Origin of the sequence: Euzebya pacifica, assembly GCF_003344865.1 — a bacterium.
In the GTDB taxonomy this organism is placed as follows: Bacteria; Actinomycetota; Nitriliruptoria; order Euzebyales; family Euzebyaceae; genus Euzebya; species Euzebya pacifica.
The window spans coordinates 4,160,606-4,174,189 of the sequence record NZ_CP031165.1 but is presented as its reverse complement, the minus strand read 5'-3'; the positions used below and the strand labels follow the sequence as shown (position 1 = coordinate 4,174,189).

Annotated in this window: 8 protein-coding genes; 5 read left to right on the top strand and 3 right to left on the bottom strand. The window is 70.7% G+C overall.

Features of this window, described 5'->3' with window-relative positions; genetic code table 11:
• Positions 1-1,291 precede the first annotated feature (1,291 nt).
• From DVS28_RS17880 to ilvC, 3 genes are all read left to right on the top strand, one after another.
• The gene (locus DVS28_RS17880) at positions 1,292-3,130 is read left to right on the top strand and encodes an acetolactate synthase large subunit (protein WP_281273553.1); all 1,839 of its coding nucleotides are present in this window, start codon (positions 1,292-1,294) and stop codon (positions 3,128-3,130) included.
• Between the two features lie 45 nt (positions 3,131-3,175).
• On the top strand, positions 3,176-3,700 hold the full coding sequence (gene ilvN, locus DVS28_RS17875; RefSeq protein WP_114592676.1) for an acetolactate synthase small subunit: 525 nt from the start codon (positions 3,176-3,178) through the stop codon (positions 3,698-3,700).
• 98 nt (positions 3,701-3,798) lie between these two features.
• Positions 3,799-4,794 (top strand): ketol-acid reductoisomerase, encoded by a 996-nt coding sequence (gene ilvC, locus DVS28_RS17870; RefSeq protein ID WP_114592675.1) that lies wholly within the window; start codon positions 3,799-3,801, stop codon positions 4,792-4,794.
• A 66-nt stretch (positions 4,795-4,860) separates the two neighbouring features.
• On the opposite strand, the gene DVS28_RS17865 is transcribed toward ilvC, so the two are convergent.
• Positions 4,861-7,167, bottom strand: a complete 2,307-nt coding sequence (locus tag DVS28_RS17865) for a putative bifunctional diguanylate cyclase/phosphodiesterase (RefSeq protein WP_164710708.1) — start codon at positions 7,165-7,167, stop codon at positions 4,861-4,863.
• Between the two features lie 64 nt (positions 7,168-7,231).
• Positions 7,232-9,790, bottom strand: coding sequence for a bifunctional diguanylate cyclase/phosphodiesterase (locus tag DVS28_RS17860; RefSeq protein WP_164710707.1), 2,559 nt, complete (start codon positions 9,788-9,790; stop codon positions 7,232-7,234).
• 109 nt (positions 9,791-9,899) lie between these two features.
• Between DVS28_RS17860 and DVS28_RS17855 the strand changes: the two genes are divergently transcribed.
• The gene (locus tag DVS28_RS17855) at positions 9,900-10,628 is read left to right on the top strand and encodes a DUF3152 domain-containing protein (protein ID WP_216826125.1); all 729 of its coding nucleotides are present in this window, start codon (positions 9,900-9,902) and stop codon (positions 10,626-10,628) included.
• Positions 10,629-10,743: 115 nt separating this feature from the next.
• Positions 10,744-12,318 (top strand): phosphoglycerate dehydrogenase, encoded by a 1,575-nt coding sequence (gene serA / locus DVS28_RS17850; protein WP_114592671.1) that lies wholly within the window; start codon positions 10,744-10,746, stop codon positions 12,316-12,318.
• Between the two features lie 24 nt (positions 12,319-12,342).
• On the opposite strand, the gene DVS28_RS17845 is transcribed toward serA, so the two are convergent.
• Positions 12,343-13,581, bottom strand: a complete 1,239-nt coding sequence (locus tag DVS28_RS17845; RefSeq protein ID WP_164710706.1) for an MFS transporter — start codon at positions 13,579-13,581, stop codon at positions 12,343-12,345.
• Between the last annotated feature and the right edge of the window lie 3 nt (positions 13,582-13,584).

The following is a 13,584-nucleotide window of genomic DNA, read 5'->3' as shown; positions in this document are numbered from 1 at the left end:
TCCCCTGCTTCGGCTGCTGTTGATCGCACCCACCGTCGGCCGGCGGGTGCGACCCACACCGCCTGAGGGCGTGCATCGCACACGTGCCCTCACCCCGGGTGCGTTCCACGTCGGAGAGCGTTTCCCAACGCACACGGTCCCGGCGCCGGCGTGTGCGTTCGGCCTCGCCACGGGGTGGGCACCTCACCCACCCTCGGCCGGTATTGCGTTGGCACGGCGAGCCGACCCACACCCAGCGCCCCGCCCCCTCGGCTCGCGTGTGCGTTCGGCGACGTCAGGGGGTGCCCATGTCGCACACCCTCAGCCGTCGTGTGACATCCAAGCCGTCAGGAGGTGCCCATGTCACCCACCCTCGGCCGGTGTGGGGCATCCAAGCCGTCAAAAGGTGGGCATGGCGCACGACCCTGCACCCCGGGTGCGTTGGACCACCCTCAGAGGCGTCCATGTCACACGCCACCCCGACCCCGGCGGTCCAGTCAGCGCAGACGGAGTGGATCGCCACGCGTCGACGCCGCCCGCCCCTCCACCTGCGTGTGCGTTGGGCGACGTCAGGGGGCGCCCACCTCGCCCACCCTCGGCGGGTGTGTCGCATACAAGCCGCCAGGAGGTGGGCATGGCGCACGAGCCCTCACCCCGGGTGCGGTCGACCACTCTCAGAGCGGCTCAACGCACACGCCGGTCATGTACGGGACCCGCAGAGGTGCCAACGCACCGCCAGCCCCGGTGTGCTGCAAACCGCGGTTGGCAGAGCTGCACCGCCGCAGGGCGCCGGCGAAACGCGAGCGAGGCTCGCAGTGCCCGATGCGGAGCGAGGGCCGAGAATCGAGGGAGCGATTCGTCGGGTCAGAGCCCGAGGACCCGACGAGCGAAGCGAGGACCAATCAACAACGAGCGGAGCGAGGACCAACAAACACAGACCGGACACACCGGCTGCGTAGGGAGGGGGCGGGAACCCGCCCTACGCATGGTGTGTCGAGGTAGGTCTGCGTACCGGATCCCGGGACGGCACGCGCGGAATCACGGCCTGTCCCCGGAAACGGTGACTACGTTAGCAGCAACCTCGGGGTAGCCCACAAGGACCAGTCAGCCAATCCGACGGGGGCAGTCGTCCTTCACAGCCCACCGTCCGGGTTGCCCCGCGCCCGCGAACACGACAGACTGTCCCCATGCAGCGTTGCATGGTTGGGTATGCCCTCGGCCGGTACCTCGTACCGTTCCGGGCGTCTGACCCGTGCGCGGTCGCGTGAGCGAACTGCAGTAACCACACACGGAACCGGACGCGACCTCCCTGCTGGGAGGTCGTAGTCGTTTCGGCGGAACACGAGAACGAGGAAGGGACAGCAGCCACATGGAGATGACCGGCGCACAGGCAGTCATCCGTTCGTTGGAGCTGGCCGGCGTGGAGGTGGTCTTCGGCCACCCGGGCGGCGCGATCCTGCCTGCCTACGACCCGATGCTCGAATCGTCCATTCGCCACGTGCTCGCTCGTCACGAGCAGGGTGCAGGGCACATGGCCGAGGGCTACGCCCATGCGACCGGGCGGGTAGGCGTGTGCATCGCCACGTCCGGCCCCGGTGGCACCAACCTCGTCACCCCGCTGGCCGACGCGATGATGGACTCCATCCCGATCGTGGCCATCACCGGTCAGGTCGCGACCAGCGCCGTGGGTGGTGACGCGTTCCAGGAGGCCGACATCACCGGCATCACCATGCCGGTGACCAAGCACAACGAGATGGTCGCCACCGCCGACCGCATCCCCGGTGCGATCGCCGAGGCGTTCCACATCGCCTCCACCGGCCGCAAGGGCCCCGTCCTGATCGACATCCCCAAGGACGTCCTGGCCCAGAAGCTGACCTCCTTCGACTACCCCGAGCGGGTGACCCTGCCCGGCTACAAGCCGACGGTGCGTGGCCACTCCAAGATGGTCCGCGAGGCCGTCGACGTGATCCTGGCCGCCCAGCGCCCGGTCATCTACGCCGGCGGTGGCATCGTTGCCTCGGGCGCCCACGAGGTGCTCAAGACCCTCGCGGAGACCCTCGAGCTGCCCGTCGTCACCACGCTGATGGCCCGCGGCGCGTTCCCCGACAGCCACCCGCAGCACCTCGGCATGCCCGGCATGCACGGCCACTGGACGGCGGTCACCGCCCTGCAGCGGGCCGACTTGCTGATCGGCCTCGGCACGCGCTTCGACGACCGGGTGACCGGCAAGCTCGACGCGTTCGCGCCCAACGCCAAGGTCGTGCACGTCGATGTCGACCCGGCCGAGATCGGCAAGAACAAGGCCGTCGACGTCCCGATCGTCGGCGACGTCGGCACGGTCATGGGGCAGATGCTGGAGGTCCTGCAGTCCCGCCTGGACGACGGGGTCGAGCAGGCCGACACCTCTGCCTGGTGGGACCAGCTGCGCACGTGGCTGGCCGACCACCCGCTGCGCCACGAGCAGGAGCCCGACGGTCCGCTGAAGCCGCAGACGGTCGTGCGGGCCATCGATGCCCGCCGGGCCGAGGACTCCATCATCGTCACCGGGGTCGGCCAGCACCAGATGTGGGCCTCCCAGCTGATCCACTACGAGACGCCGCGCAACTGGATCAACTCCGGTGGCCTCGGCACGATGGGCTTCTGCGTCCCCGCCTCGATCGGCGCCAAGGTCGGCCGGCCCGAGGCCCAGGTGATCGCCGTCGATGGTGACGGGTCGTTCCAGATGACCCTCCAGGAGCTCGCCACCGCCAGCACCGAGCGGATCCCCGTGATCTTCGCCGTCCTCAACAACGGCGTGCTCGGCATGGTCCGGCAGTGGCAGGAGCTGTTCTACGACCGGCGCTTCAGCCAGATCGAGCTGGGCCAGGACGTGCCCGACCTGGTCAAGCTGGCTGACGCGATGGGTGCGGTCGGCTTCCGCTGCGTGAAGGCCGAGGACGTCGACGCGACGCTGGAGAAGGCGTTCGCGGTCAAGGACACGCCCGTTCTGATCGACTTCCGGGTCGACCCGGAGGAGAAGGTCTTCCCGATGGTCCCGGCCGGCCAGTCCAACGACACCATCATCGAGAACATGGACGAGTGGTGGGCGCGCAAGGCGGCCGCCGAACGCGGCGAGGGCGAGGACCTCACCTCCGCCGGCCCGCCCAGCTAGCCGACTCGCGGCAGCACGGCAGCACCACGCAGGAGCACAGCACACATGGCCAAGCACACCCTCAGCGTCCTCGTCGAGAACCGTCCGGGCGTCCTCGCCCGAGTAGCCGGGCTGTTCTCGCGGCGCGGCTTCAACATCGACTCACTCGCCGTCGGCGAGACCGAGGTCGACAACGTCTCGCGCATGACGATCGTCGTCGACGCCGCAGCCCAGCCGCTGGAGCAGGTCACCAAGCAGCTCAACAAGCTGGTCAACGTCCTCAAGATCGTCGAGCTCGACGACACGGCCACGGTCAGCCGTGAGCTGTGGCTGGTCAAGGTCGGCGCCAGCCCCGACGTCCGGGCCCAGGTCATCGAGATCGCCAGCGTCTTCCGCGCCAGCGTCGTCGACGTCGACCACGACGCCGTCGTGGTCGAGGCGACCGGTTCCACCGAGAAGCTGGAGGCCATGGTGCGGCTGCTGTCGCCCTACGGCATCCGCGAGCTCGTCCGGTCCGGCACGATCGCCGTCGGCCGTGGCGCCAAGTCCATCACCGAGGGTCGGGCGCTCCGCCTCGAGCGCGCCGGTTAGCCCGCCGGTTCTGGCCGAGCCACACCGGCCAGACCACACCGGCCAGACCACCCCGATCCCGTTCTCACCACTCCCGCACGACCCGAAGGAACAGCGCAATGCCCGCAACGATGTACTACGACGACGCCGCCGACCTCGGCCTGCTCCAGGGCAAGACCGTGGCCATCATCGGCTACGGCTCCCAGGGCCACGCCCACGCCCGCAACCTCGCCGACAGCGGTGTGCAGGTCGTCGTCGGCCTCTACGAGGGATCCTCCAGCCGTCAGGCCGCCAGCGAGGCGGGCCTGGAGGTCGCGAGCGTGGCCGACGCCGCCAAGCAGGCCGACATCATCATGATCCTCGTGCCGGACCAGACCCAGGCCAAGCTCTACTCCGAGGAGATCGCCCCGGGCCTCGAGGCCGGCAACGCGCTGTTCTTCGCGCACGGCTTCAACATCCACTTCGCCCAGATCGAGCCGCCGGCCGACGTCGACGTCTGCATGGTCGCCCCCAAGGGCCCGGGCCACATGGTCCGCCGCGTCTACACCGAGGGTGCCGGCGTGCCCTGCATCTTCGCGGTGCACCAGGACGCCACCGGCAAGGCCAAGGACCTGGCGCTGGCCTACGCCAAGGGCGTCGGCGGCACCCGCGCCGGCGTGATCGAGACCACCTTCGAGGAGGAGACCGAGACCGACCTGTTCGGTGAGCAGGCCGTCCTCTGCGGTGGCGCCTCCGCGCTCGTCCAGACCGGGTTCGAGGTGCTCGTCGAGGCCGGCTACCAGCCCGAGATCGCCTACTTCGAGTGCCTCCACGAGCTGAAGCTCATCGTCGACCTCATGTACGAGGGTGGCCTGGCCGGCATGCGCTACTCCGTCTCCGAGACCGCCGAGTACGGCGACTACGTCTCCGGCCCGGTCGTCATCGACGCCGACACCAAGGAGCGGATGCGCGGCATCCTCGGCCGCATCCAGTCCGGCGAGTTCGCCCGTGACTTCATCCTGGAGAACCAGGCCAACCAGGCCTCGTTCAAGGCGATGCGTCGCCGCAACGCCGAGCACCAGATCGAGAAGGTCGGTCAGGAGCTCCGCGGCATGATGAGCTGGCTGGAGAGCTAGGCCAGCCGACCCCACGAGTCAGTCGACGGCGGCGTCCCTCGGGGTGCCGCCGTTGTCGTGTGCCGGTCAGGCGATGTGCCGGTCGGGCGATGTGCCCGGTCGGGCGACGGGGTGGCGGGGAAGGTCCGCGGAGTGCACGGCCCGGGAGTACCAGAAGCCCTGCAGCCGGTCACACCCCATGTCGGTCAGGACCCGCTCCTGCTCCGGCGTCTCGACGCCCTCGGCGACGGTTGACAGCCCGAGCTCGTGCGCCAGGTCGATGGTCGCGGCGACGATGGCGTGGTCGTTGCGGGAGCTCAGCATCCCGCGAACGAACGAGTGGTCGATCTTGACGACGTCGACGGCGAAGCGGCGGAGGTAGGTCAACGAGGCGTAGCCGGTACCGAAGTCGTCCAGGGCGACGCGGACACCCTGCTGCCGCAGCACCTGCAGCGCCGCGTCCACCCCGGCGCCTGCGCTGATGAGCGCGCGCTCGGTCAGCTCCAGGCACAGCCGTTCCGGGGCCAGGCCGCTGGTGTCCAGCATGCCGGTGACCAGCGACACGAGGTCACGGTCGGCCAGCTGACGCGAGGACAGGTTCACGTTCACCGTCAGCTGGTCGTCGATCCCCGCGGCGGTCCGGCAGGCCGTGGAGAGGACCAGCCGGTCGATGTCGACGATCAGGCCGCTGTCCTCGGCCACGTCGATGAACTCTGCCGGCAGGAGCAGCTGGTGGTCACGCTGCCAGCGCACGAGGGCCTCGACGGCGACGGTGTCCCCGGCGACGGCATCGACGATCGGCTGGTACTGCACGACCAGCTCGTCGTCGCGGAGCGCGGTGCGCAGCCGCCGTTCGAGGTGGAAGCGGCGACTCACCGCGGTGGACAGGCCGTCGCGGTACATGCTGACCGCCGCGCGGCCGGCGTCCTTGGCGGCGTACATGGCCAGGTCGGCCCGGCGCACGAGGTCGTCGGGGTGGGCGCCGTCCTCGGCGACCACGACCCCGATCGAGCAGGTGATGACCACCTCGTCGTCGTCGACCAGCAACGGCTGGCTGACGTCGTGGCGGATGCGGTCGGCGATGGCGAGGGCCTCCAGCTCACCCAGCACCCCGTCGCAGAGGACGACGAACTCGTCGCCGCCCATGCGTGCGACCGTGTCCCCGGGCCGCAGGCCATCCAGCAGGCGGTCCGCGATCCGCTGCAGCAGCCGATCGCCGACCTCGTGCCCGCGGCTGTCGTTGATCAGCTTGAACCGGTCGAGGTCGAGGAACAGCAGCGCCACGCGTGATGCCTGGGGGTTCGGGCGGCGCAGGGCCTCGCTGAGGCGGGCGTTCAGCAGGCGTCGGTTCGGCAGGCCGGTCAGGTGATCGGTCCTCGCCATCAGCGCCATCGCCTCCTCGTTGCGCTTGCGTTCGGTGATGTCGTTGACCGTCACCACGGCGCCCATGACGGTGCCGTCCTCGGCCAGCATCCGCCGGGCGCTGGTGAGGTGGGTCCGCAGGTCGCCGTCACCACGGACCAGCGCGAACTCCTCGTTGACCAGGACCTCGCCGGCGAGGGCGCGCTGGAGGGGCAGCTCCTCGAACCGGAACCGGCTGCCGTCGGCGTGGCGTGGCCACAGCTCGCGCGGCCACGTCTGGGGCATCTGCCGAGTGTCGGTGCAGCCGGAGAACTGGGTGTACGCCGCCGGGTTGAACAACGTCACCTCGCCGCTGGCGTCGCAGGCGATCAGCCCGACCTCGACGTCGGTCACGACGGCTTCGATGAAGGCGGTGTGGCGATGCAGGTCGCGCTGGAGGCGCCGCCGGCGGTCGATGTCCTGGACCTGCAGGACGAGGGTGTCGGGCCGCCCGTGGCGGTCGGTCATGACCATGCCGCTGAGCAGGCCCCACACGGTCGTGCCGTCGGCCCGCACCAGCGGTCGCTCGACCGCAACCCTGGTTCGTCCGGACCGTTCGGCGACGGTGAGGAGCTCCTCGGCCAGGTCGGCCAGGCCGTCCTCCGACGGGGTGACGTCGACGCAGCGCAGCGTCTCGCACTCGGCGACTGTGCGCCCGAGGAAGTCCGCCAGCTGTGGGTTGACGACGAGGAACCGTCCGCGTTGGTCCTCGCACAGGTCGATGACGGCCATGCCGACCGGGCCGTTGGCGAAGACCGCCTCCACCACGCTGGCCAGCTCGTCGCGTTCGCGCGTGCTGACGGCGACGTCGGCGGCGAGCCGGTGTCGATCGACGACGGCGAGGCCCGCCGAGCCCGCTGCAGCGAGCAGGGCTGCTGCGGCCAGCGACGTGCCACCCGGATCGACCAGCGCCCATCCGGCGGCGATCGCCGCAACGACCGCAAGCGGAGGAAGCACGACACGCCAACGGGCCGGAAGGGCGAACGAAGTCACACCCTCCAACCTGCCCGTCCCAGCGGTGCAGCAACATGGCCCGGCGTGGCCATTTCCACCTACGTCACGTCCGTACGCATGCGCTGGTCGTCGCGAGCAGATCCTCCAGCGGCATGGGGCGGCCCAGCAGGTAGCCCTGCAGGTGATCGCAGCCGAGGGCGGTGAGTGCGTCGGCCTGCGCGACCGTTTCCACTCCCTCGGCGACTGTCTGGATCGACAACCGCTTGGCGAGGAGGACCGTGCCCTGGACGATCGCGGAGTCCTCGGGGCTGGACAGCAGGTCGTCGACGAAGCTGCGGTCGATCTTGATCCGCGTGACCGGGAACCGTCGCAGGTAGTTCAGCGAGGCGTAGCCCGTCCCGAAGTCGTCCAGGGCGAGGTGCACACCGCGGTCGAACAGGGCATGCAGCATCGCGTCGGTCACCGGTGACACACCGATCAGCGTGGTCTCGGTCAGCTCGATGCAGAGGCGGTCGGCGGGGACGCCGTGACGGGACAGCACCTCGTCGATGCGGTCGACGAGGTCGGGCAGGGCCAGCGTGCCGGCGCTGAAGTTGACGCCGATCCGGTTGGGCGATCCCGCCATGGCCAGCGCCGCACACGCGCGGTCGAGCACGAACAGGTCGATGTCGACCACGAGGCCGGTCTGCTCGGCGAGGGGGATGAAGTCGTCGGGTGGGATTGCCCGGCCGTCGTCGTTCCAGCGCACCAGCGCCTCGGCGCCGGTGATGCGACGGTCGTCGGCCTCCACGATCGGCTGGAACGCCACGGTCAGCGCGCCGGTGCGCAACGCCTCGCGCAGCCGTCGTTCCAGGTCGTACCGCTCGGCCGCACGGGTCCCGAGGCCCGTCTCGTAGATCCGCACCGCGGTGCCATCGGTGCGCTTGGCCTCGTACATGGCGAGGTCGGCGAACCGCAGCACGTCGTCGACGCTGTCGACGTCCTGCGGCATCACGACACCGATGCTGATCCCCGCACCAACCACGACGAGCTCCTCGGTGGACAGGATCGGCCGCACCGCCTCGCTGACGTCGGTTGCGAGCTGATCGGCCGCCTGCCGGTCGGGACAGTGGCGGCACAACAACACGAACTCGTCGCCGCCCACCCGTGCCACCAGGTCGCCGTCGTGGGACGCCCTGGTCAGGGCCCTGGCCACATCGACCAGCATCCGGTCGCCACGGTGGTGACCGGCCGTGTCGTTGACGGCCTTGAACCGGTCGAGGTCCATGAAGAGCACGGTTGCGGGGGCCCCTCCCGCCCGCTGGTCGTCCAGGGCGGTGTCGAGCTCGATTCCCAGTCGCCGGCGGTTGGCCACGCCGGTCAGGTGGTCGCGCATCGCCAAGCGGGTCATGCGGGCCTCCGCGGCGACCAGCTCGGTCACGTCGTGGATGGCGACCACACCGCCGACCCGGTCGGCGTGCACGCTGATCGGTTGGCCGCTGAACGACCAGACCGGCTCGGGGCCGTCCGTCGCAGGACGGGTGTGCTGCTCGCGGTGGACGAACTCGCCGGTCATGACGCGTGCCAGCGGGGTGTCCTCCAGCGCGATCGGTACCCCGTCGGGGCCACGTTCGGCGTTCCACTGCGTGATGGCGTCCCGTGTGCTGGGTGCCCCGAACATGTCGGCAGACGTGTCGTTGCTGACCACGATCGTGCCGTCGGCGTCGCAGGCGATGATGCCGACGTCGAGGTTCTGCACGATGGCATCGAGGTAGGAGGCGTAGCGGTCCCTCGACTCCGTCACGGTCACCACCGAGGAGGCAAGCCGTCGCCGGGTGCGTTGCCCCATGGCCACCAGGAGGGCCATCGTGACGGTGAGGGACAGTCCCGCGAGCAGGGACGGGATGTCCAGCCCGACGGTTCCGTCGGTCACGCTCACCTGCCACCGCCGGCCGAGCAGGTCCAGCGTCGTGGAGCGCTGGACGACGTCCTGCCCGTCCTCGGCGACGAGCTCGCCGAACACGGGGACGCCGTTGTCGGTGATGGCCAGTCCGCGGGGCGGTTCGCCGATCGTGGCGATCAGGTCCCCGAGGGAGAGGCTGGTGCCGACCCAGCCGATGTGGCGGTCGCGGGCGGAGACAACCGGGCCGAAGATCTCCAGGGTCGGACCGTCGCCACCGGGCAGGGGAGGGGTCATCAGCACCTCCTGGCGGTTGCGGACGTCGGCCAGGATCGTGGCCCGCTCGGGGTCGGCGTCGAGGCGTTCGCCGTGCCGTTCGGTGCCGCCGGACGCCGCCCACAGGACGGCCGGGTAGACCCGGAACGGACCGTCCGCCACCTCGAACGTCGACATGCTGAGGCGGCGACGGGCGACGTACTGCGAGAGGAGGTCTCGGTCGACCCGCGCCACGTACATCAGGCCCTGGGTCAGCTCACCATGCCGCTGCTGTGCCCCCGAGGTGGCGAGGAACTGCTGGAGGTCCTCGTCGGTGACCCCGGCGGCGTCGTGGCGGAGGCGGCTGTGGTGGGCGGAGGCGCCGGCGACCAGGCCGCCCGTGGTGTCGACCCTGGCCTGGAGGATGCCCGACCATTCCGCCAGGGTTCGCTCGAGGCGGCTCGTCCGTCGGGTGGTGTCGACCTGTTCGGCGATGGCCACGCTCGCGAGGACTCCCAGCAGCAGCATCAGGACGGGCGCCGCAACGACACGGAAGGCAGCCCGCCTTCTGCTCCGCCGTGACGAGCCCGTCTGGTCCATGCATGAATCACATTCGGCAGCGAGACTGCCAACCGTAGTGCCCACCCCATCTTTCCCCTCCCTCGTTGGAGGGTTCGTGCTGCTCCTGACCCTCGCGGCCGCGGCCTGTGTCCCGTCGACGGGAGGGAAGCCAGCGGTCCTGCTCGAGCGCCAACCGCCGAGCGCCGAGGCCTCCGCCGAGGCACCCGACGGGGAGGTCGAGCCCCCCGAGGTGCCGCCCCCGACCGACACCCCGGCAGATGCGGTGCTGACCATCGACTACCGGGTCGAGGTGCGCAGCCCCGACCCGGACCTCGCCGATGCCGCGACCACGATCACCTCGGTGCTGGAGGACCCCCGGGGCTGGCAGCAGGCGAACATCGACTTCCGCCAGTCCCCGGACGCGCCGTACACGATCCTGGTCGTGGAAGGGGAGGAAGCGCAGGCGTTGTGCCAGCCCTACGACGTCGGCGGGCGGTTCTCGTGCCAGAACGGCCCGCTCGTCGTGCTCAACGCCATCCGCTGGCGCGAGGCCGTGCCGCACTGGCCGGGCGACGTGGCCAGCTACCGGACCATGCTGATCAACCACGAGGTCGGCCACCTGCTGGGCATGCACCACCTGCGCTGCACCGAGGAGGGAGCGGTCGCGCCGGTCATGGAGCAGCAGAGCGGCACGCTGCGGGGCTGCCGGGCCAACCCGTGGCCGACCCCGATCGAGCTGGCGCTGGCTGCCACCCACCAGTTCGTGATCGCGCCGGCGCCCCTGGACGTGGCGTTTCCCCAGTGAGCTCCACGGTGGGCCGTCCCACATTCCGGGAGTTCGTACCGTTGGGGAATGGGAGGTCCGTGGCGACCCCCCTTATGTTGGTCATCCCCCCGAACTCGTCGAAAGTGATCCCCAGATGAAGGTCCTCGTCGCTGACGCCCTCAGCGAAGCCGGAGTCGACGTGCTGGCACAGCGCTTCGACGTCGACGTGCGCACCGGTATGTCCAAGGACGAGCTGATCGCCGCGATCGCGCCCTACGACGCGGTCGTGATCCGCTCGGCCACGTTCATCGACGCCGACGTCCTGGCGGCAGCCGACAACCTCAAGGTCGTCGCGCGCGCCGGCATCGGGCTGGACAACGTCGACATCCCCGCCGCCACCGCCCGTGGTGTGCTGGTGTGCAACGCCCCCCAGTCCAACATCATCTCCGCTGCCGAGCACGCCGTTGCCCTGCTGCTGTCGATGGCCCGCCGGATCCCCGAGGCCGACGCCAGCCTCCGCGAGGGCCAGTGGCTGCGGTCGAAGCTGAAGGGCGTCGAGGTGGCCGGCAAGACCGTCGGGGTCCTGGGCCTGGGCCGCATCGGCACCCTGGTCGCCCAGCGGCTGATGGCCTTCGGCGTGCACCTGATCGCCTACGACCCCTACGTGACCGCCGAGCGCGCCGCACGCCTGGGTGTCGAGCTGGTCCCGACGGTGCTGGAAGTCTGCGAGCAGGCCGACATCATCACCATCCACCTGCCGAAGACGCCCGAGACCACGGGGATCATCTCCAAGTCCGAGCTGCTGGCGCTGGGCCCCAACGGCCTGCTCGTCAACGCGGCCCGTGGCGGCCTCGTCGACGAGGCCGCCCTGCACACCGCGCTGACCGAGGGCTGGATCCGCGGCGCCGCGCTGGACGTGTTCGACGACGAGCCCGTCGGCGACTCGCCGCTGCTCGGCCTGCCCAACCTGGTGGCCACCCCGCACCTGGGCGCGTCGACCGACGAAGCGCAGGACAAGGCCGGGACGCAGGTCGCCGAGGCCGTCGCCCTGGCGCTGGACGGCGAGTTCGTGCCGTCGGCGGTCAACGTCGAGATCGGCGGCGGCATCCCCGAGGCCCTCAAGCCGTACATGCCGCTGGCGGAGACCCTCGGTCGCCTGTTCACCGCCCTCGGTGGGGGCAAGGAAACGACCGGCGAGGTGTGCGTGGAGTACCACGGCCGCATCGCCGAGGAGACCGTCGACGCCCTCAACCTGTCGGCGCTGCGTGGCCTGCTCGGCGACGTCGTGCACGAGCCCGTCACCTTCGTCAACGCGCCGCTGATCGCCAAGGAACGCGAGATGCAGCTGTCGACGCTGACCAGCACCGACAGCCAGGACTACGTCTCGACGGTCACGCTGCGGGCAGGTGACAACGTCGTCGCCGGCACCCTCGTCGGCCACGCCCACAAGCCGCGGCTGATCAAGGTCTGGGGCTTCGACGTGGACATGGAGCCCGCCGAGCACATGGCGTTCTTCCGCTACACCGACCGTCCCGGGGTCGTCGGCACCGTCGGTGGCCGCTTCGGCGACGCCGGCGTCAACATCGCCTCCATGCAGGTCGGGCGCACCGACTCCGGTGGCGAGGCGCTGGTGGCCATGGCGGTCGACTCCGTCATCCCCGACGACGTCCTCAGCGACATCGCCCAGGCCATCGATGCCACCGCCATCCGCGCGGTGAACCTCACCTAGCCAGCCAACACCGCCCCGGCTCCGTCAGCCGACCCATCGGCGGGGGACCGGAACCAGCGTGGCCATCAGCACCGCAGCGATGGCCACGCTGACTGCTGACACGACGGCCATGGCGCCGATGCCGCCCAGCGCGAACAGCTGCGGGGCCACCAACGCCCCGACGGCCCGTCCGCCGGCGAGCACCCCGACCATCAGGCCGAGCAGCCGGTCCCGCCCCTCGCCGCCGAGCTCGGTGACCAGCGGGACCGATGCGACGATCGAGACCTCGTAGCCGACGAACCAGATGACGACGGCGAGGATGGCCAGCGGCACACTGTTGCCGACCGTCAGCAGGGTCAGGTAGGCCACCGTCGACACGACGAGGGCCACCCGGACCGCGCGGTGCAGGCCGATGCGGTCGCCCAGCGCGGCCACGCCGCCCTCGCCGGTCAGCTCGGCGGCGACGACCAGCACGGTGAACGCCCCGATGGCGCCGACGTCGAACCCGAGGTCCGCCTCCAGCCAGGCGCCGTAGACCACGAACAGGCTCTCGGCGGCGAAGGAGAACAGGCCGACCACGGCCAGCATCGCCACCCGTGGACGTGTCAGGGCCAGCGTGGTCCGCACGCGTGACGGTGGCCGGTCGTTGCGCATCAGCACGGCCACGGCCAGCAGGCCCGCCACGACCAGCACGATCACCGGCAGGAACTGGATGCGCCAGCTCGTGCGTGAGATGAGCCACCCGGAGAGGGGCACGGTGGCCAGCAACCCACCGGCCCAGGTCAGCTCGGTGATCCCGAGGACCCGCCCACGCTTCGCGTAGGGTACTCGCGCGCCGAACCACCCCTGCATCGGCACGTCGAACAGCGGCTTGCCGAGGCCGACCAGGACGAAGCCCACCGCCGCCACGACCACGCTCGGGGCCAGGCCGATGACGGCGCTGCCGATCGCGGTGGCGGCGAGCCCGCCGAGCATCACCGCCCGCCGGCCGGTCCGTTCGCCGAGGGAGGCGGCCAGCGGTGCCATCGTGCCCACCAGGCTGCGCGCGGCGACGAGCACGCCCATGACGGCAAGCGTCGTGCCCAGGCCGCGCGCGATGGCAGGCAGGAACGGGAAGACCACGCGGATGCCGCCGTTGATGCCCAGCCGTGCGATGACGACGGCGACAAGCGCCAGGCGGACCTCGCGCGACAGCCCGGCGGAGGTGCCGCCCGGGTCGGGGGTCCCATCGGGGCCGCTCGGGCCGGCCGCCCCCGGGGGACGGCCGTTGCGGGCGCTGCTCACCCG

What these genes read in the sequence shown, in the direction of transcription:
- ilvN (WP_114592676.1), top strand. Translation starts at nt 3,176, where the DNA reads ATGGCCAAGCACACCCTCAGCGTCCTCGTCGAGAACCGTCCGGGCGTC.
- ilvC (WP_114592675.1), top strand. Translation starts at nt 3,799, where the DNA reads ATGCCCGCAACGATGTACTACGACGACGCCGCCGACCTCGGCCTGCTC.
- DVS28_RS17860 (WP_164710707.1), bottom strand. Translation starts at nt 9,790, where the DNA reads ATGCTGCTGCTGGGAGTCCTCGCGAGCGTGGCCATCGCCGAACAGGTC.
- serA (WP_114592671.1), top strand. Translation starts at nt 10,744, where the DNA reads ATGAAGGTCCTCGTCGCTGACGCCCTCAGCGAAGCCGGAGTCGACGTG.